The sequence below is a fragment of the Pseudomonas sp. 9.2(2024) genome, assembly GCF_039695385.1.
Lineage (GTDB): Bacteria > Pseudomonadota > Gammaproteobacteria > Pseudomonadales > Pseudomonadaceae > Aquipseudomonas > Aquipseudomonas paraglycinae.
This window is the reverse complement of record NZ_CP155585.1, coordinates 3,687,979-3,714,546: the sequence shown is the minus strand read 5'-3', so window position 1 is coordinate 3,714,546 and position 26,568 is coordinate 3,687,979. Positions and strand designations below refer to the sequence as shown.

The 26,568-nt window shown below is 62.5% G+C and carries 26 protein-coding genes and 1 pseudogene; 19 read left to right on the top strand and 8 right to left on the bottom strand.

All coding sequences use genetic code 11. From position 1 onward, the window contains the following. Positions 1–45 precede the first annotated feature (45 nt). The 3 genes from ABFB52_RS16570 to ABFB52_RS16560 all read right to left on the bottom strand — a co-directional run bounded on the left by ABFB52_RS16570 (position 46) and on the right by ABFB52_RS16560 (position 1,716). A complete protein-coding gene (locus tag ABFB52_RS16570; protein ID WP_129973961.1) occupies positions 46–387 on the bottom strand; it encodes a type II toxin-antitoxin system RelE/ParE family toxin in 342 nt (113 codons plus the stop codon). Continuing rightward, positions 320–514, bottom strand: a complete 195-nt coding sequence (locus ABFB52_RS16565; RefSeq protein ID WP_129973944.1) for a stability determinant — start codon at positions 512–514, stop codon at positions 320–322. The genes ABFB52_RS16570 and ABFB52_RS16565 overlap by 68 nt, the downstream gene beginning before the upstream one ends. 254 nt (positions 515–768) lie before the next feature. Then, complete coding sequence (locus ABFB52_RS16560; RefSeq protein WP_129973943.1) at positions 769–1,716, bottom strand: transporter; 948 nt, start codon at positions 1,714–1,716, stop codon at positions 769–771. Between the two features lie 211 nt (positions 1,717–1,927). Here ABFB52_RS16560 and ABFB52_RS16555 point away from each other — a divergent pair, with 211 nt between their 5' ends. From ABFB52_RS16555 to ABFB52_RS16525, 7 genes are all read left to right on the top strand, one after another. Continuing rightward, on the top strand, positions 1,928–2,965 hold the full coding sequence (locus ABFB52_RS16555; RefSeq protein WP_085745444.1) for an AraC family transcriptional regulator: 1,038 nt from the start codon (positions 1,928–1,930) through the stop codon (positions 2,963–2,965). Positions 2,966–3,233: 268 nt separating this feature from the next. Further along, positions 3,234–4,121 carry a Dyp-type peroxidase gene (locus ABFB52_RS16550; protein ID WP_129973942.1) on the top strand — a complete coding sequence of 296 codons (888 nt, stop codon included), beginning with the start codon at positions 3,234–3,236 and terminating at the stop codon, positions 4,119–4,121. 9 nt (positions 4,122–4,130) lie between these two features. Beyond that, positions 4,131–5,099 carry a Gfo/Idh/MocA family oxidoreductase gene (locus ABFB52_RS16545; protein ID WP_085745446.1) on the top strand — a complete coding sequence of 323 codons (969 nt, stop codon included), beginning with the start codon at positions 4,131–4,133 and terminating at the stop codon, positions 5,097–5,099. A gap of 95 nt (positions 5,100–5,194) precedes the next feature. Further along, on the top strand, positions 5,195–5,941 hold the full coding sequence (locus ABFB52_RS16540; protein ID WP_129973941.1) for a GntR family transcriptional regulator: 747 nt from the start codon (positions 5,195–5,197) through the stop codon (positions 5,939–5,941). Positions 5,942–5,943: 2 nt separating this feature from the next. Next, positions 5,944–7,674, top strand: a complete 1,731-nt coding sequence (locus tag ABFB52_RS16535) for a fumarate reductase/succinate dehydrogenase flavoprotein subunit (protein ID WP_129973940.1) — start codon at positions 5,944–5,946, stop codon at positions 7,672–7,674. 25 nt (positions 7,675–7,699) lie between these two features. Beyond that, on the top strand, positions 7,700–7,945 hold the full coding sequence (locus ABFB52_RS16530; RefSeq protein WP_007959413.1) for a ferredoxin family protein: 246 nt from the start codon (positions 7,700–7,702) through the stop codon (positions 7,943–7,945). Between the two features lie 110 nt (positions 7,946–8,055). Continuing rightward, positions 8,056–9,459 (top strand): ABC transporter substrate-binding protein, encoded by a 1,404-nt coding sequence (locus tag ABFB52_RS16525; RefSeq protein ID WP_129973939.1) that lies wholly within the window; start codon positions 8,056–8,058, stop codon positions 9,457–9,459. A 7-nt stretch (positions 9,460–9,466) separates the two neighbouring features. Here the strand turns inward: ABFB52_RS16525 and ABFB52_RS16520 are convergent, their stop codons facing one another. Continuing rightward, positions 9,467–9,712, bottom strand: coding sequence for a hypothetical protein (locus ABFB52_RS16520; RefSeq protein ID WP_134022420.1), 246 nt, complete (start codon positions 9,710–9,712; stop codon positions 9,467–9,469). 18 nt (positions 9,713–9,730) lie between these two features. Here ABFB52_RS16520 and ABFB52_RS16515 point away from each other — a divergent pair, with 18 nt between their 5' ends. From ABFB52_RS16515 to ABFB52_RS16500, 4 genes and pseudogenes are all read left to right on the top strand, one after another. Then, on the top strand, positions 9,731–10,513 hold the full coding sequence (locus ABFB52_RS16515) for an ABC transporter permease (RefSeq protein ID WP_129974323.1): 783 nt from the start codon (positions 9,731–9,733) through the stop codon (positions 10,511–10,513). Further along, complete coding sequence (locus tag ABFB52_RS16510; RefSeq protein ID WP_085745450.1) at positions 10,513–11,361, top strand: ABC transporter ATP-binding protein; 849 nt, start codon at positions 10,513–10,515, stop codon at positions 11,359–11,361. The genes ABFB52_RS16515 and ABFB52_RS16510 overlap by 1 nt, the downstream gene beginning before the upstream one ends. Continuing rightward, on the top strand, positions 11,358–12,320 hold the full coding sequence (locus tag ABFB52_RS16505; protein ID WP_129974324.1) for a HEAT repeat domain-containing protein: 963 nt from the start codon (positions 11,358–11,360) through the stop codon (positions 12,318–12,320). The genes ABFB52_RS16510 and ABFB52_RS16505 overlap by 4 nt, the downstream gene beginning before the upstream one ends. Continuing rightward, positions 12,317–12,580 (top strand): annotated as a pseudogene (locus ABFB52_RS16500) (DUF971 domain-containing protein); the annotation flags it as partial. The gene ABFB52_RS16505 and the pseudogene ABFB52_RS16500, both read left to right, overlap by 4 nt. 13 nt (positions 12,581–12,593) lie before the next feature. On the opposite strand, the gene ABFB52_RS16495 reads toward ABFB52_RS16500, so the two are convergent. The 3 genes from ABFB52_RS16495 to ABFB52_RS16485 form a co-directional block, all read right to left on the bottom strand. Further along, positions 12,594–14,252 (bottom strand): phosphoethanolamine--lipid A transferase, encoded by a 1,659-nt coding sequence (locus ABFB52_RS16495; RefSeq protein ID WP_129974325.1) that lies wholly within the window; start codon positions 14,250–14,252, stop codon positions 12,594–12,596. A gap of 163 nt (positions 14,253–14,415) precedes the next feature. Then, on the bottom strand, positions 14,416–15,153 hold the full coding sequence (locus ABFB52_RS16490) for a TorF family putative porin (RefSeq protein ID WP_129974326.1): 738 nt from the start codon (positions 15,151–15,153) through the stop codon (positions 14,416–14,418). Between the two features lie 102 nt (positions 15,154–15,255). Beyond that, positions 15,256–17,010 (bottom strand): amidohydrolase, encoded by a 1,755-nt coding sequence (locus ABFB52_RS16485; RefSeq protein WP_129974327.1) that lies wholly within the window; start codon positions 17,008–17,010, stop codon positions 15,256–15,258. A gap of 103 nt (positions 17,011–17,113) precedes the next feature. Between ABFB52_RS16485 and ABFB52_RS16480 the strand changes: the two genes are divergently transcribed. The 8 genes from ABFB52_RS16480 (at position 17,114) to ABFB52_RS16445 (ending at position 25,753) form a co-directional block, all read left to right on the top strand. Then, positions 17,114–18,031, top strand: a complete 918-nt coding sequence (locus ABFB52_RS16480) for a LysR family transcriptional regulator (protein WP_102687594.1) — start codon at positions 17,114–17,116, stop codon at positions 18,029–18,031. Between the two features lie 38 nt (positions 18,032–18,069). Further along, positions 18,070–18,687: a transcriptional repressor LexA gene (gene lexA / locus ABFB52_RS16475; protein ID WP_039768874.1), complete on the top strand. Its 618-nt coding sequence runs from the start codon at positions 18,070–18,072 to the stop codon at positions 18,685–18,687. Then, positions 18,687–19,304 carry a translesion DNA synthesis-associated protein ImuA gene (imuA, locus tag ABFB52_RS16470; RefSeq protein ID WP_007959433.1) on the top strand — a complete coding sequence of 206 codons (618 nt, stop codon included), beginning with the start codon at positions 18,687–18,689 and terminating at the stop codon, positions 19,302–19,304. Before lexA ends, imuA begins: the two co-directional genes overlap by 1 nt. Before the next feature lie 7 nt (positions 19,305–19,311). Further along, complete coding sequence (locus tag ABFB52_RS16465; RefSeq protein WP_346836084.1) at positions 19,312–20,727, top strand: DNA polymerase Y family protein; 1,416 nt, start codon at positions 19,312–19,314, stop codon at positions 20,725–20,727. Continuing rightward, complete coding sequence (locus ABFB52_RS16460; protein ID WP_218569165.1) at positions 20,703–23,801, top strand: error-prone DNA polymerase; 3,099 nt, start codon at positions 20,703–20,705, stop codon at positions 23,799–23,801. Before ABFB52_RS16465 ends, ABFB52_RS16460 begins: the two co-directional genes overlap by 25 nt. A 217-nt stretch (positions 23,802–24,018) precedes the next feature. Then, positions 24,019–24,705: a CsgG/HfaB family protein gene (locus tag ABFB52_RS16455; RefSeq protein WP_165369554.1), complete on the top strand. Its 687-nt coding sequence runs from the start codon at positions 24,019–24,021 to the stop codon at positions 24,703–24,705. A 29-nt stretch (positions 24,706–24,734) separates the two neighbouring features. Next, a complete protein-coding gene (locus ABFB52_RS16450) occupies positions 24,735–25,097 on the top strand; it encodes a DUF4810 domain-containing protein (protein WP_129973530.1) in 363 nt (120 codons plus the stop codon). Continuing rightward, complete coding sequence (locus tag ABFB52_RS16445; protein WP_085745459.1) at positions 25,094–25,753, top strand: DUF799 domain-containing protein; 660 nt, start codon at positions 25,094–25,096, stop codon at positions 25,751–25,753. The genes ABFB52_RS16450 and ABFB52_RS16445 overlap by 4 nt, the downstream gene beginning before the upstream one ends. A 149-nt stretch (positions 25,754–25,902) precedes the next feature. Here ABFB52_RS16445 and ABFB52_RS16440 read toward each other — a convergent pair whose 3' ends face one another. Continuing rightward, positions 25,903–26,562, bottom strand: coding sequence for a flavin reductase family protein (locus ABFB52_RS16440; RefSeq protein WP_085745460.1), 660 nt, complete (start codon positions 26,560–26,562; stop codon positions 25,903–25,905). Between the last annotated feature and the right edge of the window lie 6 nt (positions 26,563–26,568).

Below are 26,568 nucleotides of genomic sequence, written 5' to 3'. Positions count from 1 at the left end.
ACTCTCGTGCAGTACGCTTCGGGCGGCCGTTTGGCCGCCCTTTTTTTATGTTGCTGAAGTTGAGGGGTATTTTTGACGGGCGTGAAGCACCCTCAGTATTTTGATGTGTCCATTCACTCGATAGACCAGCAGATAGTTCGGATGAATCACCATTTCGCGAGTGCCAGGCACTCGGCCAGGTCGGAAACCATAAGGTATTGATGAAAGTCGCTGTGCTGCTGCACCCACCTTGTTTCTTAGCGAAATTGAAGCGTTGGTATTGTGTTGCTCGATGTATTTGAAGATGTCAGCCAGTTGACGCGAGGACTTGCTGCTCCATTCAAGCTGCAGCGAGGCGCTTCCTGCGTATCTCTTCCAGCATCTGGTCGAGCATTGCCATAACTTCATCATGGGGAATGCCAGGACTTGGATCATCCAGTGCATCCTGTATCTCTGCACGAAACCAGCGATCGTAGCTCTCTGCCTCTTCTTCGGATTCGAAGTCAGAGTAATACGGGGAAAGTAATAAGCTCATAGTGATCTCCGTGATCAATCTCGGCAGTTTAAGGGGGAATGGCCCATTGTCGTCACTGGCAGACGATGCACCCCATGAGCCCTTAAGGAACCATGAGGTAGCGGGACCCAGTATCTGCAAGTCCCCCTTTCAAATCTGCCGGACGTTTCCCATCGTTGTCCGGCAATCTCGACCGCCGCTGTAGGCCTATTCCTCCCCTCTGTTTTTCAGGTTTCCAGCCTACAAATCCGTGCGCGCCTTCCTACAAAATGCACTCAGAACGCATACGGAATGCTCACCTTCGCCCACAACATTTCCCCCTCTGGCCGGTTCTCCACGTCGAATTCCTTGGCCCAGCGGATCTCGGCGCTGGCGTACTTGAGGAAGGTGAAGTGCAGCGCCGGGCCGATGGCGAAGACCTTGCCGCGTACGCCGTCGTTCACGTCTTCGCCGGCGAATTGCACGGTGTGGCCGAACTGTTTGTCGTCGGTGGTCTGCTTGAGGTAGTAACCGTTGATACCGAGCATCAGGTCGTCGGTGATCTTGTAGCTGGCCGAGTAATCGAAGTGGAAGATCTGCCCGGACTTGTAGTCGGTGTCCTTGTTCTTCTCGTTAAAGCTGTAGGTGGTCTTCATCGACACCTCGGTGCGCTCGGTCGGCAACCAGGTGAAGGAGAACAGCGGTTTGTAGGTGTAGAAATTGTTGCTGGTGTTGGCCAGCCGATCCACGCTGTATTCGCCGGTGGGCACGGTGATTTCCACGGCGGCGCCGAGGGTCAGGTCCTTGCCCATGTCCCACAGGATGATCGGTGCGATGGTGGTATCGCCCATGCCTTCGCGGGTGTCGCTCAGGCCGAACACCGAGACTTCCTGTTTGAGCCACGGCTGGGCGATGTAACCGGCCAGACGTCCGCCTAAAATCCGCACCGGGCTCAGGTAATCGAGACGCGGGATGACGGCGGTGGATTCGATCTCGACATTCGGCACCTTGCCGCCGAGCGAACTGATGTTGAGCTTTCGTGACTTGTAGTGGTTGTAGTAGAGGTTGAAGGCGACCATGTTCTCCGGAAGGCTGTCGACTTCCAACGGCAGCATGAAAAAGCCGTCGGTGCCGGGGCCGATGTTGTCGACGCCGGCTTCGGTGGCCAGTGCTGGCAGGGTCGCGGCGCAGCCGAGCAGGCTCAGCGCCAGTCGCACAGGGAATGTCGCGCGGTTCGGGGTCATGTCCGTCCTCATTATTATTGTGTTTGGGCGCAACGCCGGCACGCAGGACGCCCGGCCACTATAGAAATAAGCCCTTGGCGCACGACAGGGCAGGGTATTGGCGGACACGTAAGGGGACTTCTGCGGACAGCCCGCCAACCCTGTGCTAACTTCCTTCGACATAACCGGTTACAAAAATAACAATTCAGCGTGATCCGGAATGTCAGCCTCCATGAACGTAAAAGTCCAAGACCCGACCTTCGAACTGGCGCTGGTGTCGCCATTTCTCCTGCAAACCCTGGCCGAAGTCGCCGCCAACAAGGGCATCGAGCCGCAGAGTCTGTGCCGTGGCCTGGGTTTTGATTTCGAGGATTTGCAGGATCCGGCGCAGAGGATTTCCTATCGCCAGGCCGTGGCCATGATCCAGCGTGCGCTTAAAGCGTTGCCCAATCAGGGGCTGGGCCTGTGGGTCGGTGCGCAGAATGTGCTCGGTACGCTGGGGCTGCTGGGGCACGTGCTGTCGCTGTGCAAGACCTTGCGCGATGCGTTCGAAATCGGGGTCCGGCATCAGCACACCTCCGGTGGGATCGTGGTTTCCAGCGTCGATGTGGTGGGCGATCAGGTGTACGTCGACGTTGAATGCCGGTTGCCGTTTGCCGAGGTGCAGGTGTTTGCGGTGGAAGAGTTTTTCGCCAGCCTGCTGGTCTATGGGCGGGCGCTGGTGGGCGAGACGTTCAAGCCGATTGCCGTGGAGTTCATGCACGCCGCGCCGGATTACCTGGATGAGTACCGGCGGCTGCTGGGGCCGGAGGTGCGCTTCGGGTGCCTGCACAACCGCATGCTGATCGACGTGCAATGGCTGGATGTGAACCTGCCCAACCACCATTCGCTGGCGCTGCGTCAGGCGGTCAAGTTGCTGGAACTGGAGGCGGCGCAGGTTCATCAGAAGCTTGATCTGATCCAGGCGGTGGAGCGGGCGATTGCGCGGGATCTGAGCCGGGGCAGTCACATTGAAAAGATTGCTGGTGACTTGAACATGAGCAGTCGTACTTTGCGTCGGCGGCTGACTGAACATTCGTTGACGTTCGAGGCGTTGCTGGAGCAAGTGCGCCAGGCGCGAACCATGAGTTTGCTGGCCAATCCTGAGATGCCGATTGAGCGGATTACCGAGGAAGTCGGCTACAGCGACGTGCGCAGTTTTCGCCGGGCGTTCAAGCGCTGGACGGGGAAGAGTCCGAGTGCGTGGCGCATGGAAAGTTCTGTGATTTGACTTGAGACCGATACCCCTCACCCCAGCCCTCTCCCCGAGGGAGAGGGAGCCGACCGAGGTGTCTGGCGTGATACATCGACCTGAACGATTTGTGTCGATTATGGATTCACCATCGTTCGTTCAGGTCGGCGTACCTCCTCAATTTTCCCCAATCAGTTCCCTCTCCCTCCGGGAGAGGGCTAGGGTGAGGGGGCGCTTTTGAGGCCATTCAACTCCACACAAATCCTCCGGCTACAGTTAAACTCCGCGCTCTTTCCAAGGAGTCGACATGAGTTACTACCAGCCGGGCATTCTCGCCACCCCAGTTCCGCCGCAAGCACGTCATCTGTTTTTCGCCCTCGAGTCGGTTGAAGCGCTGCCGCAGGCGATCGACAACCTGCTGAACCTGGTGGACGGCAAGTCGGCGGTGGTCGGTTTCGGTGAATCCCTGGCCAAGGCCCTGAATGTGAACATCGCCGGCCTGCGCAGCTTCCCGGCGCTGACCGGCGTTGGCGTGGAAAACCCGTCGACCCAGCACGCCCTGTGGGTCTGGCTGCACGGTGTCGACCGTGGCGATCTGCTCAATCGCAGCACCGCACTTGAGGCCGCACTGGCCCCGGCGCTGCGTCTGGTGCAGATGCAGGAAGCCTTCCGCCACAAGGACGGTCATGACCTCACCGGTTATGAAGACGGCACCGAAAACCCGCATGACGAAGCCGCCATCGCCGCCGCACTGCAAAGTGAAGGCGCCGAGGGTCTGGTCGGTGGCAGCTTTGCCGCGATCCAGCAATGGCAGCACGACCTCAAGGGTTTCCATGCGCTGTCCGCCGAGGACAAGGACAACATCATGGGCCGTCGCCTGAGCGACAACGAAGAGATCGACGACGCCCCGGTGTCCGCCCACGTCAAGCGCACCGCCCAGGAAAGCTTTGCCCCGGAAGCCTTCGTAGTGCGTCGTTCGATGCCGTGGATCGAAGGTGACCGCGCCGGCCTGATGTTCCTGGCGTTCGGCTTCTCCCTCGATGCCTTCGAAGCACAACTGCGCCGCATGAGCGGTCTGGAAGACGGCATCACCGACGGTCTGTACCGCATCAGCCGGCCGATTACCGGCGGCTACTACTGGTGCCCGCCGCTGCAAAACGGCCACCTCGATCTGCGCGCACTGCGCATCGGCTGAGGCACAAGAATGAACGTGGTGCGTTGGGGCATGATCGGTTGCGGCAGCGTCGCTGAACGCAAGAGCGGACCGGCCTTCTACAAGGCGCCCGGTTCGGCGTTGGTCGCAGTGATGGGGCGCCGCCTCGAAGCCGTGACCGATTACGCCGCGCGCCACGGCATCGATCGGACTTACACCGACGTCGATGCCTTGATCAACGACCCCGAGGTGGACGCGGTGTACATCGCCACGCCACCCGACAGCCACCACGCCTACAGCCTGAAAGTCGCCGCCGCCGGCAAGCATTGCTGCGTGGAAAAACCCATGGCCCTCAACGCCGGGCAAAGCCGCGAGATGCAGCAGGTGTTTGCCGATGCCGGCCTGCACCTGTTCGTTTCCTATTACCGTCGTTCACTGCCGCGTTTCCAGCAGGTTCGGCAATGGCTGGAGCAGGGGCGCATCGGCGAGGTGCGGCATCTGAGCTGGACGCTGACCAAGGCGCCATCGCCCAAGGATCTGGACGGTAGCGCAAACTGGCGCACCGATCCGGCGGTGGCCGGTGGCGGGTACTTCGCGGATCTGGCCAGCCACGGTTTTGACCTGTTCCAGTACCTGCTCGGCGACATCGTTGAGGTCGCCGGCTTCACCGCACGTCAGGCCGGGCTTTATGCGGCGGAAGATGCGGTCAGCGCCAGTTGGCGATTCGCCTCGGGTGCGTTGGGCATGGGCTGCTGGAGCTTTGTTGCGGACCGGCGCGAGGATCGGGTCGAGATCATCGGCAGCCAAGGGCGGATCGGGTTTTCGGTGTTCGACGAGCATCCGGTCGAGCTGCACGCCGATGAACACATCAGCCTGGAAATCCCTCACCACGAACACATCCAGTGGCACCACGTACTGGGCATGAATGCGCAGATTCGCGGTGAGTCGCAGCACCCCGCAGTCGCCGCCGAAGCCCTCAAGACCGATTGGGTCATGGATCAGATTCTCAAGCGCCACTGAAGGCGCGTCTAAGGTTATGCCCAAACAATATTTCTCAAGCTTGTCATAACGTCTCCAAGATCATGTCATAACTCGTTATAACAAGTGATCCCGTGATGACCGATAACGTTCTCTCTCTTGGCAGTGTCCCGCTGCACACCCAACTGCGCGACGTGCTGCGCGCCCGGATTCTCGACGGCGAATACCCGCAAGACAGCCAGATGCCGTCCGAAAGCGAGCTTGGCACGCTGTTCAAGGTCAGCCGCATCACCGTGCGCCAGGCCCTGGGCGATCTGCAGAAAGAAGGGCTGATCTTCAAGATCCACGGCAAAGGCACCTTCGTTGCCAAACCCAAGACCTTTCAAAACGTCAGCACCCTGCAAGGCCTCGCCGAATCCATGACCGGCCGTGGCTACGAGGTGATCAACCGCCTGCGCAGCTTCAAATTCATCGCCGCCGACAAACTGGTCGCCGAGCGTTTGCAGGTCGCCGAAGGCGAAATCGTCGCCCAGATCAAACGCGTACGCCTGATCAACCGCGAGCCGATTTCGCTGGAAATCACCTACCTGCCCAAAGCCGTCGGCGAGCGGCTGGAGAAGGCCGATCTGGTCACCCGCGACATCTTCCTGATCCTCGAAAACGACTGCGGCATCGCCCTCGGCCACGCCGATCTGGCCATCGACGCGGTGCTGGCCGACAGCGACCTGACCCAGGCGCTGAACGTCGAGGCCGGCTCGCCGATCATGCGCATCGAACGGCTGACCCATGACGCCAACGGCCGGCCGCTGGACTTCGAACACCTTTACTACCGTGGCGATGCGTTCCAGTACCGCCTGCGGATCGACCGGCAAAAAGGGGCCTGAACATGACCCGCAATACTCTCGAACAGGAATACGACATCGTCGTGATCGGCGGCGGCACTGCCGGCCCGATGGCCGCGATCAAGGCCAAGGAAAAGAACAAGGAACTGCGCGTGCTGCTGGTCGACAAGGCCAACGTCAAGCGCAGCGGCGCGATCAGCATGGGCATGGACGGCCTGAACAACGCGATCATCCCCGGCCATTCGACGCCCGAGCAGTACACCAAGGAAATCACCATCGCCAACGACGGCATCGTCAATCAGGCGGCGGTGTATGCCTACGCCACCCACAGCTTTGAAACCATCGAGCAGCTCGACCGCTGGGGCGTGAAGTTCGAGAAGGACGAGACCGGCGATTACGCGGTGAAGAAAGTCCACCACATGGGCGCCTACGTGCTGCCGATGCCCGAAGGGCACGACATCAAGAAAGTCCTGTATCGCCAGTTGAAGCGGGCGCGGGTGAGCATCACCAATCGACTGGTCTGCACCCGTTTGCTGACCGACGAGGAGGGCGCCGTCAACGGTGTGATGGGGTTTGACTGCCGCACCGCCGACTTCCATGTGATCAAGGCCAAGGCTGTGATTCTTGCTTGCGGCGCTGCCGGGCGCCTCGGTCTGCCGTCCTCGGGTTACCTGATGGGCACTTACGAAAACCCGACCAATGCCGGCGACGGTTACGCCATGGCGTATCACGCCGGGGCTGAACTGGCGAACCTCGAGTGCTTCCAGATCAACCCGTTGATCAAGGATTACAACGGCCCGGCCTGCGCCTACGTCACCGGCCCGCTCGGTGGCTACACCGCCAACAACAAGGGCGAACGCTTCATCGAGTGCGACTACTGGAGCGGGCAGATGATGTGGGAGTTCCACCAGGAACTGGAAAGCGGCAACGGCCCGGTGTTCCTCAAGCTCGATCACCTGGCCGAGGAAACCATTCAGAACATCGAGGAAATCCTCCACAGCAACGAACGTCCAAGCCGCGGCCAGTTCCACGCCAATCGCGGCACCGACTACCGCACGCAGATGGTCGAGATGCACATCTCGGAAATCGGTTTTTGCAGCGGCCACTCGGCGTCCGGCGTGTGGGTCAACGAGCGGGCCGAAACGTCGGTGAAAGGTTTGTACTCGGCCGGTGACATGGCCGCCGTGCCGCACAACTACATGCTGGGTGCGTTCACCTATGGCTGGTTCGCGGGCAACAACGCGGCGGAGTTTGTCGCCGGGCGCGAGTTCTCCGTGCTGGATGCCGAGCAGATCGAAAAGGAAAAGGCCCGGGTCTACGCACCGCTGGATCGCGAGCATGGTCTGCCGCCGGCGCAGGTCGAGTACAAGCTGCGGCGCTTCGTCAACGACTACCTGCAACCGCCGAAAGTGACCAAGAAGATGGAAATCGGCCTGCAACGCTTCAGCGACATCGAACGCGATCTCGACGAGATGAAGGCCAACAACGCCCACGAACTGATGCGCGCCATGGAAACGAGCGTGATTCGCGACTGCGCCGAAATGGCCGCCCGCGCTTCGCTGTTCCGCGCCGAAAGCCGCTGGGGCCTGTACCACTACCGCGTCGATCACCCGCAACGGGACGACCGCGAATGGTTCTGCCACTGCCACCTGAAAAAGGGCGAGGACGGGCGCATGACCAGTTTCAAGAAAGCCGTCGAGCCTTACATCATCCCGCTCGACGCCGAGGAAATGCAGGCTTACGATCGCCTTCGGGTCGGCGCTTTCGCCGCTTGATGCACCATTAGAGAGAGTCCGAACCATGGCCTATCAAGCCCAGGAAATCTTCTTCCGCTCCAACGCCCCCGTCACCGTGGACGAGGACAAATGCATCGCCGAAAAGGGCTGCACCGTGTGCGTCGACGTCTGCCCGATGGACCTGCTGGCGATCAACCCGGCCACGCAAAAGGCCTACATGGCCTTCGATGAATGCTGGTACTGCATGCCGTGCGAAAAGGACTGCCCGACCGGTGCGGTGAAAGTCGAAATCCCGTATCTGCTTCGCTAAAACGCTATCCGGCAACACCGGACGCCTGATTCAACACACCCCTCGTTTCCCACCGCGCCCTGATCGCGGCGGAGACGAACATCCTATAAATGATTCGAGGGGATTCAACCATGTTGCGTGCAGCAATCGCCGGTCTGGTACTGGCTTCGTTCACCCTGTCGGCCTCGGCCGAAACCATCCGCATTGCCATCGGCACCCAGGACACCACCATCAACTGCGCCGCCGGCGGTTTGTTGATTCGCGAGCTGGGCCTGCTCGACAAATACCTGCCTCACGACGGCGCCTACAAAGACGCCAAGTACGACGTGCAGTGGAAGAACTTCACCAGCGGCGCACCGCTGACCAATGAGATGGTCGCCGGCAAACTCGACTTCGGCGCCATGGCCGATTTCCCCGGTGCGTTCAACGGCGTGGCGTTTGAAACCGCCGGCAAACACAGCCTGTTCATCAGCGTGTTGTCGGGCAGCATCAAGGGCAGCGGCAACGGCATCGTGGTGCCGAGCGCGTCCGGCGTGCAGTCGCTGAGTGAGCTCAAGGGCAAGACCATTTCCGTGCCGTTCGCCTCCACCGCCCACGGCATGTTGCTGCGCGCCGTGGCGGAGCAGGGCTGGGATCCGCTCAAGGACGTGAACATCATTGCCCAGCCGCCAGAGGTTGCGGGCTCCGCGTTGCAGGCCGGCAAGATCGACGCCCACGCCGACTTCGTGCCGTTCGCCGAACTGTTCCCGAGCCGTGGCTTCGCCCGCAAGATCTACGACGGCGCCCAGGCCAATGCGCCGACCTTCCACGGTGCGCTGGTCGATCAGGCCTACGCGAAAAAGTACCCGGAAATCGTCGTCGCCTACCTGCGTGCGAGCATCGAGGCCAATCAACTGCTGGCCGCCGAACCGGAGAAATACAGCGAACTGATCGCCAAGGTCACTGGCGTCGATGCTGAGGTCAACTATCTGTTCCACGGTCCGCTGGGCGTGCAGACCCGTGACCTGAGCTGGAAACCGGAATATCGCCAGGCTGTGGGCACCGCGATTGACACGTTGAAGCTGCTGAAGAAGGCCGATCGCGGGCTCGATCTGAATACCTTTATCGACGATCAGTACATTCGTGCGGCGTTCAAGGCTTCGAATCTGGATTACACGGCGCAACTGGCCAACTACGCGCAGACGCCGTTGAAGTCGGTCGATGCGGCGACCGGGAAAGCAATTTCGGATTTCAGTCATGTTGCGGAAATCTGGGTGCGGGGGGAGGACAAGGTACGGCGGTATGCCTCGGCTGAAGAGGCGTTTACCGCACTGGCCGGCCTGAAGTCGGAAGGCAAGAACATCCGGGCGGTGTATGCCCAGGCCAGTGACAGCGGGATCAAGTTGCTGGCGGAGCAGGCGTGGTTTGCCAGTGATGCGAAGGGTCGCCTCAGCGCGTTTTTGCTCAAGGGGCAGGCGCAGCAATTTGCTTCGGCGCAGGGCGGGAAGGTGTTTGACTTCACCGATGCCACGACCCAGGCCGTGGCTGCACGTTAACAGCAGATCAAAAGCTCCCCCTCACCCTAACCCTCTCCCGGAGGGAGAGGGGACTGACGGTGTTGTTCTGAAGAGTTACGCCGACCTGAGATATCGAGCCGAACTCAGGTTTGAAAATCATGAACATCTGCTCGTTCTCGAGTCGGGTACAGGTTTTGAAAGGCTTGAAGATCTGCCCCCTTTCCCCCTCGCCCCCTTGGGGGCGGTCCGACGTTTCGGGAGGGCTGGGGTGAGGGGGTTCGATCTCAGTCATCACACGGAATTCCGATCCATGAAAATCCCGAAAGCCCGCTGGACCACCAGAGCAACCTCCATAGCGTTCTGCCTGCTCTTCTGGCAACTCGCCGCCAGCCACCACTGGAACCTCGGCCTCGTCACCTTCGCCAACGTGCCAACCCCGCTGGCCGTAATCGAAGCCGCACTCGGCCTCGGCGACTCCGGCAAACTCATCCAGCACCTGACCGCCAGCCTCGGACGGGTCTTCGCCGGCTACCTCGCCGCACTGGTGATCGGCATCGCCCTGGGCCTGGCCATCGGCCGTTCAAAGTGGGCCGAAGACCTGCTGCTGCCACCGCTGGAAGTGCTGCGCCCAATCCCCGCCGTCGCCTGGATTCCACTGGCCATCCTGATGTTCCCATCCTCCGAACTGTCGATGGTCTTCATCACCTTCACCGGCGCGCTGTTCCCGATCCTGCTCAACACCGTGCACGGCGTCGAAGGCGTCGACCCGCGTCTGATCGCCTCGGCCAAAAGCCTCGGGGCCGGGCGTCGGGCGATTCTGCTGGAAGTGATCCTGCCAGGCGCCGCGCCGAGCATCATCACCGGCCTCGCGATCGGCATGGGCACGTCGTGGTTCTGTCTGGTGACCGCCGAAATGATCTCCGGCCAGTTCGGCATCGGTTACTACACCTGGGAGTCCTACACCATCCAGAACTACGCCGACATCGTGGTCGGCATGTTGCTGATCGGCGTGTTGGGCATGGGCAGCAGCCTGCTGATCAAACGCTTGGGCGGGCTGTTCACGCCCTGGCATCGACCACGAGGAAAAGCCTGATGAGCGTGATGCAAACCCCGGAAGGGCGGATCGACATCCGTCAGCTATCCATCGTCCTTGGCGAAGGCCGGCAAGCCTTTGAAGCGGTGCAGGGGCTGGATTGCCAGATCGAACCCGGCCAGTTCGTGTGCATTCTCGGCCCGTCCGGTTGCGGCAAATCGACCTTGCTCGGTGCGCTGGCCGGGCATCTGCAACCCCATGGCGGACAGTTGAAAGTCGATGGCGCCGAAGTGTCCGGCCCGTCACCGCAGCGCGGCATGGTGTTTCAGCATCACACCTTGTTCCCGTGGCGCACGGTGCGCGACAACGTCGCGTTCGGCCTGAAAATGCGCGGCATCGGCAAGGCCGAGCGCCATCGCGCCGCCGATGAAATCCTCGAACTGGTCGGCCTCGAAGGCTTCGCCGAACGCTGGCCCGATCAACTGTCCGGCGGCATGCAGCAACGGGTGGAGATCGCCCGGGTACTGGTCAATCGCCCCCGGCTGTTGCTGATGGACGAGCCCTTCGGCGCACTGGACGCGCTGACCCGCCTGAACATGCAGGAACTGCTGCTGGACATCTGGACGCGGATTCGCACCACCGTGGTGTTCGTCACCCATGACATCGACGAAGCGCTGTTCCTCGCTGATCGCTTGCTGGTGATGAGCGCACGGCCGGGGCGAATCATCGAAGACCTGCGTCTGGATTTCCCCCGGCCACGCACCACCGAACTGGTGACCAGCCACGAATTCTCGCGCCTCAAGCGCCACTGCCTCGACCTGCTGCGCCACGACAACGACCGACCGCTGCCGCGCCTCAACCCGCTCGGCCTGCCTCCCGAAAACGCCTTGCCGAGATTTGCCCTGTGACTTCATTTTTTGCTGTGACCGATAACGACGACATTCTCGCCCTGCAACCACGCCTGACCGCTGATGACGCCGGTGTACGGCGGATTGCCCTGATCGATCTGGCCGACCTCGAAGAGCCGGACGGTCTGCTCTGGCTGGTCGAGCGCCTGGCCGAAGACCCGGCCGAAGAAGTGCGTGCCGAAGCGGCGCGTTTGCTGGAGGCCTGGGAAGACGAGCCGGTGGTTGAAGCGCTGTGCCAGGCGCTGACGGATCCGTCGCCAGCGGTGCAAGCCGCTGCGGCGCAGAGCCTGAGCCTGCTCAAGACCGAAGCGGCGGGCAGGGTGATTCTGCCGTGGACCGCCCATGCCGAAACCGGCGTGCGGATTGCCGCGTTCCGGGCCTTGCGCGAGTTGCGTTTCCCCGGCGCTGCACCGGCCGCGATTCAGGCGCTGAACGATGCCGACGCCAGCGTGCGGCGCGAAGCCGTCGGCGTGCTCGGCTGGCTCAAGCAACTCGACGCGTTGCCAGCCCTGGCCCGCCTGGCGAGTGATGACCCGGACACCGAAGTGCGCCGCGCCGCCACCGGCGCCCTGGGTCTGGCAAGTGACGCCGAAGTACTGCCCGCATTGCGTCAGGCCTTGCAGGACCAGGCCTGGCAAGTGCGCGAAGAAGCCGCGACCACCCTCGGCAAGGTCGGCCACACCGACGCCGGGCCGGCGCTGATCGAAGCCTTGGCCGACGACTACTGGCAGGTGCGCCTGCGCGCCACCCGCAGCCTCGGGCGCCTCAAGTACGTCGCTGCCCTCGACGCCCTGATCGACACCCTCGGTCATCGCATCAGTAACCTGCGCAAGGAAGCCGCGCTGGCCCTCGGCGAATTGAACGATCGTGGGGCGGTGGCGGCGTTGCAGGCCGCGCAGGACGACGGCGACCCGGAAGTGCGCAAAGCCGTGCGGATTGCCTTGAGTCAGCTGCAATGAATCCGCTGTCGGTCGGCAATTCCCAAAGTGAACACCGGTTACGGCTGAGCTGGCCGGATGGCCGCGAGCAGTTGCTCGACCATGCCGAACTGCGCCGCCAGTGCCCGTGCTCGCAATGCCGGGCATTTCGCCTGCGGGGCTCGCCGCCCATGGTTGACCCGCGTGTGCGGGTCATCGAATTGAACGCTCAGGGCTACGGCCTGCAACTGGTGTTCAGCGATGGCCATCAGCGCGGGATTTACCCGTGGGCCTATCTGGCGCAGCTGGAGGGGATCACTGTCCCGCCGTCATCGCCGGCCGGCAGCCATGGAAAATATCCAGCCCCGGCTGATACAGCGACGTCCTGACTTCGAACAACCCGAGCACCGAATGGAACAGGTTGTCGTGGCTCAGATCCGGCTGGCTGCTTTTGCCTTGCAGGCAGGCTCGGTCGATGCCCAGTTGCGCCAGGGTGTTGTTGCCGAACCACATCACCATCGGCACATGGGTCTGGGCTTCCGGCGCCAGCGCATAGGGCGCGGCGTGCAGGTAGAGGCCGTTCTCGCCCAGTGATTCGCCATGGTCGGACACGTACAGCATCGATGTATCGAGGTGGTCCTGATTGCGTTTGAGCAGCTCGATTACCTTGGCCAGGAAATGGTCGGTGTAGAGGATCGTGTTGTCGTAGACGTTGACCAGTTCGTCACGGCTGCAACTGCCCAGCTGGTTGGTGTGGCAGATCGGTTTGAAACGCTCCATGTCCTTCGGATAGCGCTCGTAGTATTCCGGGCCGTGGCTGCCGTCGGCGTGCAGGACGATGATCGCGTTGCCCTTGAGGCTGTCGATGTAGCCTTGCAGGTCGGCCAGCAGCGCCTCGTCGAGGCAGTTGTTGCCGTCGCAGAACGGCCCCGGCTGGTTCTTCGCGATGTCGCGGTTCGGCACCCGCAGGCAGGTGCCCTTGCAGTCGCTGTTGTTGTCCAGCCACAGCACCTGCACACCGGCCCGTTGCAGGATGTCCAGCAGGCCTTCGTAGGTTTTGCCTTTCTTGTCGCTGTAATCCTCGCGCGGGAACATCGAGAACATGCACGGCACCGACACCGCTGTCGAGGTGCCGCAGGAATGCACGTTGGTGAAATTGAGGATGTCGAGTTTGCTCAGCTCGGGATTGGTCTCGCGCTCATAGCCGTTGAGCGAGAAATGGTCGGCCCGGGCGGTTTCGCCGACCACGAACACCATCAGCGATTTCTTCTCGCGGGAGGCCGCCTTGGCGCTCATCACCGCGTCTTCGCCGATGGCCTGCACCACAAAATGCTTTTTGATCCCCAGCCGTTGCTTGGTGTATTTGCTGATCGCGTAGATGTAGTTGGTCGGGTTGATGAAGTGGGTGAGTTTGTCTTCCTCGCGAAAGATCGGCGCGTAGGTCGAATAGAACGCGCCCACCGAAGCGCCGATCACCAGCACGCAGGCCACAATCACTAGCACCTTGTTCAGCAAGCCCCGAAAGAACGGCCGATACACCACCGGCCAGCGCCAGATCAGCATGGTCGGCAACACGCCGAGCAACAGCACGTAAGCCAACAGTTTGCCGCTAAACAGCGCGGTGGCTTCCCCGGGGTTGGTTTCGAACACGTTCTGGATCATCACCGTGTCGATGGTGATTCCGTATTCGTTCATGAAATACGCCGCGCAGGCCGAGAGCAGGGCCACCAGCGTCAGCGCCGGTTTCAGCGTCCAGCGAAACGAGATCAGTGTCAGCAGCAGCGTGATCGCCGCCCAGAGAAACAGTCCGAAGGACGCGAAGAACGCCAGTTTGTGCGCGCCTTGCAAGGTAATCAGCGTTCCCAGCGCCTTCCAGGTCGCCAGGTTGTACAGCGCCACCAGTGCCAGCGAAAACAGCAGCACCAGGCGGGTCGGAGTGATGGACGGTAAACGCAGTCCTTTGCCCAAAGCCATTTCGATACTTTCCTCTACGTCAGTCGAAAACCCATGCGGTTACGCGCGTAACTGTAGAAGAGCATTGGTAAAAATTCCGTAAACATCCGGTAACAAAATCACGATAAGTGCAAAAAAAACGTGGGCGCCAGCAGGCCGGCTCCCACGGGAGATTTGCAGCAGGTCAGAAGGATTTGCTGACGCTGGCGACAACCGTCGCCGTGCACACGTCCTTGAAGCCCCAACTGCTCAGGCACTGGCTCTGCGAGAGGTCGGTGTCGATGTAGCTCAGGCCCAGCACCATGCCGGCCAGATTGTGGGTCAGTTTGACTTCCCACTCCCGGTAAGACTCTTCGCTGTGACCGGACGCCGAAAACATATGCGGGTCCTTGAAGTCCATGTTGCCGTAGCGCAGCTTCAGCCCGGAATCCAACGGCAATTCGGTTTCATAGCCGATGTAGCTATAGAGCGAACTCTGTTTGCTGTCGATGCCCGACGCATCACTGGAGTAATAGGCCGCGAGTTTCACGCCGTAAGCGCTGAGAATCGAGTACACCTCGCTCTGGTTGAACTGGCTCTCCTTGGGATACGCGTATTTGATGTAGCCCAGATCCAGGCTCACAGCCTCGGTGGCCTGCCACAGCCAGCCGGCGTAGTAATCGACTTCCTGACGGGTTTTCAGGTCGCCACCGAAATCGACGTTCGAGCTCCACGCGCCGAGATACAAGCCGTTGCTGTGGGCCAGGGTCAGACCGGCCTGTACGGCCGGATCGTTCTGGGTCTGGGAGATGCCGCGGGTGCGGTAGTCGCTGGCCAGGGTCAGGTCGACCAGCACCGCGAAATCATCGTTCAGGGGGATTGCGTGGCTGCTCAAGGGCAGCAGGCTCAAGGAAGTGAGGGCGAGCAGGGGCAAGGCTTTCATGTGAAGTCCCGTTGTTGTGGTTGTTATGGGCAGGAAGCGGGCAAGGCTGCGCCGGACCCCGGCGACGGGCGCGGGGTCGGGCAGCGGGTACGGCGATTGTTATTAGAGGGTAGGGGCGTAGACCTGACGGCCGGCGAACCAGGTTTGCAGGACCTGAGTGTCATGCAGGGCCTTGTCGTCGACGCTGAACACGTCGCGATCGAGCACGATGAAATCGGCCTGTTTGCCGGGGCTCAGCGAGCCGATCTGCTTTTCCAGGCCGATGGTTCGCGCGGCGTTGGCGGTGTAGGCGTAGAACATGGTTTCGCGGTCCAGGCGTTCGTCGGCGTTGAGCACGCCCAGCGGCCCGGTGCGGGTGATGGCCTGGGCCATGGCGTTCCACGGGTTCGGCGAGGACACCGGCCAGTCGCTGGCGCCGGCAATCGTCGCGCCTTGCTTGAGCAGCGAATGCGCCGGGTATTGATAGCGGAAAGCGAGGGCGCTGACGTAAGGCTTGATCATGTCGGTGGTGTAGTCGTCGGCGCTGGCCCACAGCAGTTGCATCGAGGCAATCACGTTCAACGGCTTGAAGCGGGCGAACTCCTTCGGGTTGACCATTTGCAGGTGCGTGATCGAGTGCGTTACGCCGCTCTGCCGGTCCTTGCGCGCCTGGGCGATGCCGTTCAGGGATTCGCGCACCGCGCGGTCGCCGATGGCGTGGATGTGCACCAGCCAGCCGCGCTGGTCGATGGCGCTGACCAGTTCGCCGAAGTGCTGCGGATCGATCAGCAGTTCGCCCTGTTTGTGCGAGTTGCTGTAGGGATCGATCATCGCCGCGCTCTGGGCCGGGTATTCGATCACGCCGTCAGCGAAGATCTTGATCCCCGGCAGCGTCAGGTTGGGGATGCCCTGAAACTGCCGGCGCACTTTGTCGAGGGTGTCGAGGTCGGCCGGGACGCTTTTCGGGTTGGCCACCAGCAGCGCGGCAACGTGGGCGGTCATGCCGCCGCTGTCCGACAGGGCTTTATAGGCCGGCAGCACGCCGACGGTTTTCTCGGTGGGCTTGAGGGCGAACACCGGCTCGCCCGGCGCGGCGTTGGCGGCGGGGTCCATCCACGCGGTGATGCCGAGGCTGTTGTTGAAGCGCACCGCCGATTGCGCGGCCTTGAGCATGTCGGCGGGGCTCGGCACCGGCATTTTCGAGGCGACCCGATCCCAGCCGGCGTCGACCACAAAGCCGTTCGGTTCACCGTTGGGCAGTTTGCCGATGGTGTCTTTTTCTGCGTCCGGCAGGTTTTTCAGCAGCGCGGCGTCGATGCCCGCACGCTTGAGCATGACGTTGTTGGCCCATGCGGTGTGGTGATCGCTGCCGGTGAACACCACTGGCACGTCGGCCCATTCGCCGTTATTGAAGATTTTGCCCAATGCCTCAGCCTTGGCCCAATACGCCGAGCTCATGCCGGCCACGCTCAACACATCGCCATGCCGGGCCTTGCCGTCGTCACGCCAGCCGCGCAGGCGTTTTTCCAGTTCATCCAGACCGACCACGTCGTCTTCCATGTTGGCCGAGACCATTTCCAGTCCGCCGAAAATCGCGTGGGAATGGCTGTCGATCAGGCCGGGCATCAGCGCCTGGCCTTTCAGGTCGATCACCTGGGTGCCGGGCTCGATCAAGGCCTTGATCTGCGCATCCGTGCCGACTTTCAGCACCTTGCCGTTCTCCACGGCCAGTGCCTGAACCTTCGGTTGAGCGCGGTCGGCGGTGAAAATCTTGCCATTGAGCAGCACCAGATCGGTGGCGGCCATGGCTTCCATCGAGGCAAAACTCACAGCGGCGATCAGCAGATTTTTTGTGAAATGCGGGATGAATCTTTTCATTGAACATTTCCTTGTTATTGCGTCTGATGGCCAGATTAGTGGCTGCCAACGCCCGACAGAACGCCTTCCTCACGAAAAACGTTTTTGCCTGAATGGAAAAAGCATGGACAAGCTGGGTGCACTGAAAATGTTCGTGGTCACCGCGCAGCTCGGCAGTTTCAGCCGCGCTGCCGAGCAACTGGGCAAGACCCCGTCGGCCCTGACCAAGGCGGTCAATCACCTGGAATCCGAACTCGGCGCGCGGCTGTTCGAGCGCAGCACGCGGCGGATCCTGCTGACTGAAATCGGTCGTCTCTATCTGGAAACCGCACGCCAGGTATTGCAACGGCTGGACGAGGCCAGCGAGGAAATCGAGCAGTTGCAGCACGGTCTGCGTGGCAGCCTGAAAATCACCGCACCGCTGGCTTACGGCCGGGCGTTTCTCGATCAGGTGTGTGACGGCTTTTTGCAGCAATACCCGCAGATCAGCCTGCAAGTGGATTTGTGCGACGAATTCGTCAATCTGCTGGAAAGCGGCTACGACCTGGCGTTGCGCGAGGGGCATGACGACTTGCCGGGGCTGATCGCCCGGGTGGTCGGCAGCAATCGCCTGGCGCTGTGCGGCAGCCCCGAATACCTGGCGCGCAAGGGCTTGCCGGTGACGCCGCAAACCCTCGATCAGCATGAATGGCTGCTGTATCGGCATCCGTTGCTCAGCCGCGAATTCTGGTGGGCCGAACGCGACGGCCAGCGCCTGAGCCTGGCGCAACCGGCGGCGCCGCTGTTGCGCAGTGACAATTACGATTTGCTGCTGGCCAGCGCCCTGGCCGGGCGCGGCTTGCTGCACACGCCATTGTGGAGCGCTGCGCCGTACATCGCCGCCGGGCGACTGGTGCGGGTCATGGCGGATTACGACATCGATCCGGACAGTTTTGGCCCGCACATTCTGGCGGTGTACCCGAGCCATCGGCGGGCGACGGCCAAGGTTGTGGCGTTTATCGACTACATCGCGGGGTTTCTGGCGGAGCGCGGTTTGAGCTGACTGGCGGTGCTTGTCAGGAAAATCCCACAGGAGTACAAATGTACTCCATGACGACTCTGACTCCCCGCCGTACCGCCATCCTGACCTTTATCCGCGAACGTATCGCCGAACACGGTCAGCCCCCAAGCCTCGCTGAAATCAGCGAGGCTTTTGGTTTTGCCTCCCGCAGCGTGGCGCGCAAGCATGTGCTGGCGCTCACCGAAGCCGGGTTTATCGAGGTCAATCCGCATCAGGCCCGGGGCATTCGCCTGCTCGGACAACCGGCGCGGCCCGAACTGCTCGAAGTCCCGGTGCTCGGCCGGGTGGCCGCCGGTGCGCCCATCGGCGCCGATGCTGACCTGCACAATCGGCTGATGCTCGACCCGGCGCTGTTCTCCCGCACGCCCGACTACATGCTGCGGGTGCAGGGCGATTCGATGATCGAGGACGGGATTCTCGACGGCGATCTGGTCGGCGTGCGGCGCAACCCCGAGGCGCTCAACGGCCAGATCGTGGTGGCGCGACTCGACGGTGAAGTCACCATCAAGCGCTTCGAGCGGATTGGCGATGAGGTTCGCCTGTTGCCGCGCAACCCGGCGTATCAGCCGATTGTGGTGCGGGCCGATCAGGATCTGGCCATCGAAGGGGTGTTCTGCGGTCTGGTGAGGCAAGGCTGATGGGTGCCGTCGTTGCGCTGGATACGCTGTTCAACGGCGGCCAGGTCTGGAAGGGCCGGCCTGCGCCACCCGCCGCCAGCCCGCAACCCACCGGGCACGCCGCGCTGGACGCAGCCTTGCCCAGTGGCGGCTGGCCGGAAGCGGCGCTGAGCGAAATCCTGCTGGCCGGGCCCGGTGTCGGTGAGTTGCAACTGGTGTGGCCGACATTGGCGCGGCTGTCGGCGGCGGGCGAGCGCATCGTGCTGGTGGCGCCGCCGTTCGTGCCATACCCGCAGGCCTGGGCCAATGCCGGGGTCGATCTGCGCCAGTTGTCGGTGATCCAGGCCAGCGAACGCGATGCCTTGTGGGCGGCGGAGCAATGCCTGCGCTCGGGCAGTTGCGGCGCGGTGCTGTGCTGGCCGCACAAGGCCGATGACCGCGCCTTGCGCCGTTTGCAGGTGGCGGCGGAAACCGGCCAGACCCTGGCGTTTGCATGGCGGCCATTGAGCGAGGCGGTCAACCCGTCGCCGGCCGCGTTGCGCATTGCCATCGATGCCCGCCCGGCGCAATTGCGCGTGCTCAAGTGCCGGGGTGGTCTGGCGCGCAGCGCACCGATTGCCTTCGCCGTGGGGCATTGAGGTCGCCATGCGCTGGGTTTGCATTCTGTTCCCGCAATTGGCCCTCGACGCCGTGCTGCGTCAGCGCCCCGATCCCGAGCAACCGTTGGCGCTGCTCAGCGGCCCGGCCCAGCGTCGGGTGCTGCAAGCGGTCAACCCGGCGGCGCGTGCACTGGGCTTGCGTCCGGGGCAGTCGATGACCGCCGCGCAGGCCATGAGCAAAGGATTCGCCACCGTCGATTACGATTCGGCCGAGGTCGAGCACTGGCAGCAGTTTCTCGCCGCCTGGGCCTATCGTTTCAGCGCCCAGGTCAGCGTGCACTACCCGCGCACCGTGGTGTTCGAGATCGAATCGAGCCTTGGGCTGTTCGGTTCCTGGGCGCAGTTCGAGGCGCGGTTGCGTACCGAGCTGACAGAGCTGGGCTTTCGTCACCGCATCGTCGCCGCGCCCAATCCGGTGGCAGCGCGGGTGTTGGCCAACGCCTACGACGGATTGGTGGTGCCCGACGGTGAAGCCCTGCGCCACCACCTCGGGCAATTGCCGGTCGACCGCATCGGCCTTGAACCGAGCGTGGCCACGGCGCTGTCGCGCATGGGCCTGCGTAACCTCCATCAGGTGCAGAACCTGCCGCGTCAGGCCCTGGCCCGGCGTTTCGAGGCGCCGATGCTCAAGCACCTGGACACGCTGTTCGGCGCACGACCGCTGGCGCTGGCGTTCTACCTGCCGCCGGATCGTTTCGACGTGCGCATCGAACTCAATTTCGACGTGCAGTCCCATCAGGCGCTGCTGTTTCCCTTGCGCCGCCTGACGTCCGATCTGGCGTCGTTTTTGTGCGGACGCGACAGCGGCGTGCAGCGCTTCGATCTGCACCTTGAACACGCGGGGTTGCCGGACACGCTGATCAAGGTCGGCCTGCTCAGCGCCGAGCGCGATCCGGCGATGCTCTTTGAACTGGCCCGTGGCCGACTGGAGCAGGTGCAGGTCGAAGCCCCGGTGCGCGGTTTTCGTCTGCGCGCCGAGGACTTGCCGAGTTTCGTGCCGCAGTTTCAGGAACTGTTCGACGACCGCCCGCAGCAGACCTTGCCCTGGGAGCAATTGCGCGAACGCTTGCGTGCGCGGCTGGGGGATGAGGCGGTGCAAGGCCTGCGTTTTCAGGCCGATCATCGACCGGAGTGCGCATGGCAGAACGCCGACGACAAACAGCGCTGCCCTGCATTGCCGGGCGTGCAGCGTCCGGGCTGGTTGTTGGGCGAACCGCAGTCCGTGCCCGAAGGTTCGGCGCGCATCCTCATGGGCCCGGAACGCATCGAGTCCGGCTGGTGGGACGGCGACGACGTGCGCCGCGACTATTACCTGATCCAGAACCGCGCCGGCCAGCAAGGCTGGGCGTACCGGGCTGTGGGTGAGGGCGGTCCGTTGTGGCTGCAGGGCTGGTTCGCGTGAATCAGGGTTACGCCGAACTGCACTGCCTGTCGAATTTCAGTTTCCAGCGCGGCGCGTCCAGTGCGCTGGAGCTGTTTCAGCGGGCGAAAAAACACGGCTATCAGGCGCTGGCGATCACCGATGAATGCACCCTCGCCGGGATCGTTCGTGCCTGGCAAGCGGCCAAATCCGTGGAGCTGCCGCTGATTATCGGCAGCGAAGTTCGCATCGAGAACGGCCCGAAACTGGTGTTGCTGGTGGAGAACATCGAGGGTTATCAGGCCCTGTGCGGTTTGATTACCCAGGCCCGACGGCGTACCCAAAAAGGCCAGTATCAAGTGCTGCGCGAGGATTTCAGCGAACTGTTGCCGGGATTGCTGGTGCTGTGGGTGCCGGATGCGGTCGATGAGGTGGAAGAGGGCCGCTGGCTGAAGCAGACCTTCGGTGAACGGCTGTGGCTGGCGGTGCAGTTGCATCGCGGGCAGAACGATCAGCAACGGCTGGCCGCACTGCTGAGTCTGGCGGATGAACTGCAGATTCCAGCCGTGGCCAGCGGCGATGTGCACATGCACGCCCGTGGCCGGCGAGCCTTGCAGGACACCATGACCGCGATCCGCCATCACGTTCCGGTGGCCGAGGCCGGGTTGCGCCTGCACCCCAATGGCGAGCGGCATTTGCGCAGCCTTGATGTGTTGCGCGAGTTGTATCCGCAGGCCTTGCTGGACGAGTCGGTGAAACTGGCTCGCCGCTGCACCTTCGACCTGAGCGAGTTGCGCTATCAATACCCCAAAGAGCTGGTGCCCGAGGAACACAGTGCCAGTTCCTGGCTGCGCCACCTGACCGAAGAGGGCATCGCCTGGCGCTGGCCGCAAGGCGCACAGCCCAAGGTGCTCAAGCAGATCGACGATGAGCTGAAGCTGATCGCCGAGCTCGGCTACGAAAGCTACTTCCTCACCGTGCACGACGTGGTGCGCTTCGCCCGGGAGCAGAAGATCCTCTGCCAGGGCCGGGGTTCGGCGGCCAACTCGGCGGTGTGTTTTGCCCTGGGCATCACCGAGATCGATCCGGACCGCACCACGCTGCTGTTCGAGCGTTTCATGTCGAGGGAGCGCAACGAACCGCCGGACATCGACGTGGATTTCGAGCACGAACGCCGCGAAGAAGTCCTGCAATACGTGTTCCGTCGTTATGGCCGCCGTCGTGCGGCGCTGACGGCGGTGGTCAGCACCTATCACGCGGCCGGCGCGATTCGCGACGTGGCCAAGGCGCTAGGCTTGCCGCCGGACCAGATCAATGCGCTGGCCGACTGCTGCGGTCACTGGAGCGATCAAACCCCGCCCGTGGAGCGCCTGCGCGAAGGCGGTTTCGACTCCGAAAGCCCGCTGCTGCACCGGGTGTTGAGCCTGACCGGGCAACTGATCGGCTTCCCCCGGCACCTGTCGCAGCACCCCGGTGGTTTCGTGATATCCGAACAACCGCTGGACACGCTGGTGCCGGTGGAAAACGCCGCCATGGCCGACCGCACCATCATCCAGTGGGACAAGGACGATCTCGATGCCGTCGGGTTGCTCAAGGTGGATATCCTCGCCCTCGGCATGCTCAGCGCGATCCGCCGCTGTTTCGATCTGCTGCGCCGTCATCGCCATCAGGACCTGAGCCTGGCGACCATCCCGCCTGAGGATCGCCCGACCTACGACATGATCAGCCGCGCCGACACCATCGGCGTGTTCCAGATCGAATCCCGGGCGCAGATGTCGATGCTGCCGCGCCTGCGCCCGCAAACTTTCTACGACCTGGTGATCGAGGTGGCCATCGTCCGGCCGGGGCCGATCCAGGGCGGGATGGTCCATCCGTACCTGCGCCGGCGGAACAAGGAAGAAGAGGAAACCTACCCGTCCCCGGAGCTGGAAGTGGTGCTCAAGCGCACCCTCGGCGTGCCGCTGTTTCAGGAACAGGTGATGCAGATCGCGATTGTCGCCGCCGATTACAGCCCCGGCGAGGCCGACCAGTTGCGCCGTTCCATGGCCGCGTGGAAACGCCACGGCGGGCTGGAGCCGCACAAGGAACGGCTGGCCGCTGGCATGAAGAAAAACGGCTACAGCCCGGAATTCGCCGCGCAGATTTTCGAGCAGATCAAGGGCTTCGGCAGCTACGGTTTCCCTGAATCCCACGCCGCCAGTTTTGCCTTGCTGACCTATGCCAGTTGCTGGCTCAAGTGCCACGAACCGGCGGCGTTCGCCTGTGCGCTGATCAACAGCTGGCCGATGGGTTTCTACAGCCCGGATCAGATTCTCCAGGATGCGCGCCGCCATCATTTGCAGATCCGTCCAGTGGACGTGCGCGCCAGTGACTGGGATTGCAGCCTGGAGCCGATTGCCGGCGAGCAGCCGGCCATTCGCATGGGCCTGCGGATGATCAAGGGCTTTCGCGAGGAAGATGCGCGGAGCATTGAAAACGCTCGGGCGAGGGGGGCGTTTGCCGACGTCGCGGATCTGGGCGAACGCGCCGGGCTCGACAGTCGCGCTCAGGCGCTGTTGGCGGACTCGGGAGCGCTACGCGGCCTGGCCGGTCACCGCCATCGGGCACGCTGGGAAGTGGCCGGGGTGCAGAAACAGCTTGGGTTGTTTGCCGGGTTGCCGAGTCAGGAAGAGCCGGATGTGCTGCTGCCAACGCCGAGTGTCAGCGAAGACCTGTTCACCGATTACGCCACGCTGGGCACTACGCTGGGGCCGCACCCGCTGACGTTGTTGCGCAACGAATTGCGGGCACGGCGCTGCCGCAGTTCCCGGGAGTTGCTGGAGGTCGAGCACGGCCGGCCGGTCAGCGTGGCGGGGCTGGTGACCGGACGCCAGCGACCGGGTACCGCCAGTGGTGTGACGTTCGTGACCCTGGAAGACGAGTTCGGCAACGTCAACGTGGTGGTCTGGCGCGATCTGGCCGAGCGTCAGCGTCAGGTGCTGGTGGGCTCGCAATTGCTCAAGGTCGATGGCCGCTGGGAGCGTGAAGGCGAGGTGCGGCATCTGATCGCCGGACGCTTGAGTGACCTCAGCCCGCTGCTCAACGGAATTCGGGTGCAAAGCCGCGATTTCCACTGACACGCCGTAGTGATCGTTCCCACGTCGAGGCGTCGAACCGTCCGCGTGGGAACGATCGGCAGAGGACGGCTGCTAACCGATTTGCAAGCCAATTCACTGACGTCAAAAAAACCTGTCCTCACTGATGGCACTTTGGCATAATGCCGCCCCTTTCCCGATCCCCCACAACATCACCGTGCGGGGACACATCGAATTTCAGAAGGAATGCACAGTGAGAATGATCTCCCGGATGTTGGTCTCGGGCGTTGCGATTGCCGTTCTCGGCACCCTGGCCGGCTCGCTTTCCGGTTGCGCCACCGAAAGCTCCCGCGCATTGCCGGTGGCCAAGGTGGAAAGCGCCTCCCAGGCCTGGTCCGGTGTGCGTATCCCGATGGCCGTGGGCAAGTTCGACAACCGTTCGAGCTACATGCGCGGGATCTTCTCCGATGGCGTCGACCGTCTCGGCGGCCAGGCCAAGACCATCCTGATCACTCACTTGCAGCAGACCAACCGTTTCTCGGTGCTGGATCGCGACAACATGGGCGAAATCCAGCAGGAAGCGGTGATCAAGGGCCAGGCCCAGCGTCTGAAAGGCGCCGATTACGTGGTCACCGGTGACGTCACCGAGTTCGGCCGCAAAGAGACCGGCGATCATCAACTGTTCGGCATTCTCGGCCGTGGCAAGACTCAGGTCGCCTACGCCAAGGTCAACCTGAACATCGTCAACATCAGCACCTCCGAAGTGGTGTATTCGACCCAGGGCGCCGGCGAGTACGCCTTGTCCAACCGCGAAATCATCGGCTTCGGCGGCACCGCTGCCTACGACTCCACCCTCAACGGCAAAGTCCTCGATCTGGCCATGCGCGAGGCGATCAATCGCCTGGTTGATGGCATGAACGCCGGTGCCTGGAAACCGGGCAACTGATAGACGCCCATCGCAAGGAGCAACACACCATGAATCTGTCCCTGTCCCGGTCGCTGATGGCCCTGACTGCTGGCGCCTTGCTGGCCGGTTGCAGCAGCCCGCAAACCCTGTATCAGTGGGAAGGCTACCAGCCACAAGTCTACGAATACTTCAAAAGCGAAACGCCGAAAGAAGCCCAGGCCGAAGCGCTGGAAGCCGATCTGCAAAAGATCCGCGCCAGCGGCAAGCCGGTACCGCCGGGTTACCACGCTCATCTCGGTCTGCTGTACCTGAGCATGGGCAAGGACGATCAGATGGTGCAGCAATTGCGCACCGAGAAAACCCTGTTCCCCGAGTCCGGCACCTACATGGATTTTCTGCTTAAAAACGCCAAGACCGGAGACACCCAATGATCTCCCGTGCCTTGAAACTGCTGGCCGCAGGCCTGGCGCTGACCGTTCTCGGTGGCTGCGTTGCACCGAAGACCGTGGACTATTCGGCGTACAAGCAAGCGCGGCCGAAATCCATTCTGGTGCTGCCGCCGCTGAACACCTCGCCGGACGTCAAGGCGTCCTACAGCCTTTTGTCGCAAGTGACGTTCCCGCTGGCCGAAGCCGGTTACTACGTTTTGCCGATCACGTTGGTCGACGAAACGTTCCGCCAGAACGGCCTGACCACGCCGGATGACATCCATGCGGCGCCGGCCAGCAAGCTGCAGGAAATCTTCGGTGCCGACGCGGCGCTGTACATCACCGTCAGCGAATACGGCACGCGCTACATGGTGATCAGCAGCGAAACTGCCGTCACCGCGAGCGCCAAGCTGGTCGACCTGAAAACCGGCGTCACCCTGTGGACCGGTGCAGCCCGGGCGTCGAGCGAGGAGGGTAACAACAGCAACGCCGGTGGCCTGATCGGCATGCTGATCACCGCGGCGGTGAAGCAGATCATCAACAGCTCCACCGATGCCGGCTACCCGATTGCCGGTGTGGCCAGCAATCGACTGCTGTCGGCCGGTCATCCGGCGGGCTTGCTGTACGGGCCTCGGTCGCCGAAGTACGGCACTGACTGAAACCCAGGCTGCTGATCGTTTCCACGCTCTGCGTGGGAATGCCGCCATGGACGCTCCGCGTCCACTGTGACGCAGAGCGTCACGGTATGCATTCCCACGCGGAGCGTGGGAACGATCAGCACGGCGGCCCACCTCGGTGGGCCGTTTTTTTATTTGGCGGGCCAGAACCGCTCGCCACCCCCCGGCGCTTCCGTCCACGCTTGCAACGAGCGGGTCGGCAAATCGAAGTAATCCCGGGTCCGCGCATAACCATGCCCGCCCATGCGCCCGATCGCATCCAGCCCCAATTGATCGATGTACAGGGTTTTCGGATCGATCAACTCGTCGCGCACATGCGCCATCAACACCTCGCCAAAAATGATCTCCCGCGACTGACCGATGTTCAGCGCCATCATCCGCCGACATTCCAGCGCCACGGGTGCTTCGCCGATTCGCGGGCATTTGACCGAGGTGCCGGGGATCGCTGTCAGGCCCGCTGCGGTCAACTCATCGAAGCCCGGCGCGAACGGCACGGCGCAGACATTCATGGCTTCCACCAATGCATCGCTGACGATGTTGACGGTGAATTCCTGATTCATCTGGATATTGCGCGTGGTGTCCTTCGGGCTCTGATCGCCGTAGTTCTCGACGCCGAGCGCGAGAATGGGCGGGTCCGCCGACAGCGCATTGAAAAAGCTGAACGGCGCGGCATTGACCCGGCCTTCGGCATCGATGGTGGTGACCAGTGCAATCGGGCGCGGCACCACGCTGCCGATCAGAATCTTGTACTTTTCCCGTGGGCTCAGTTGGCTGAAATCGAAGCTGTGCATGGCAGT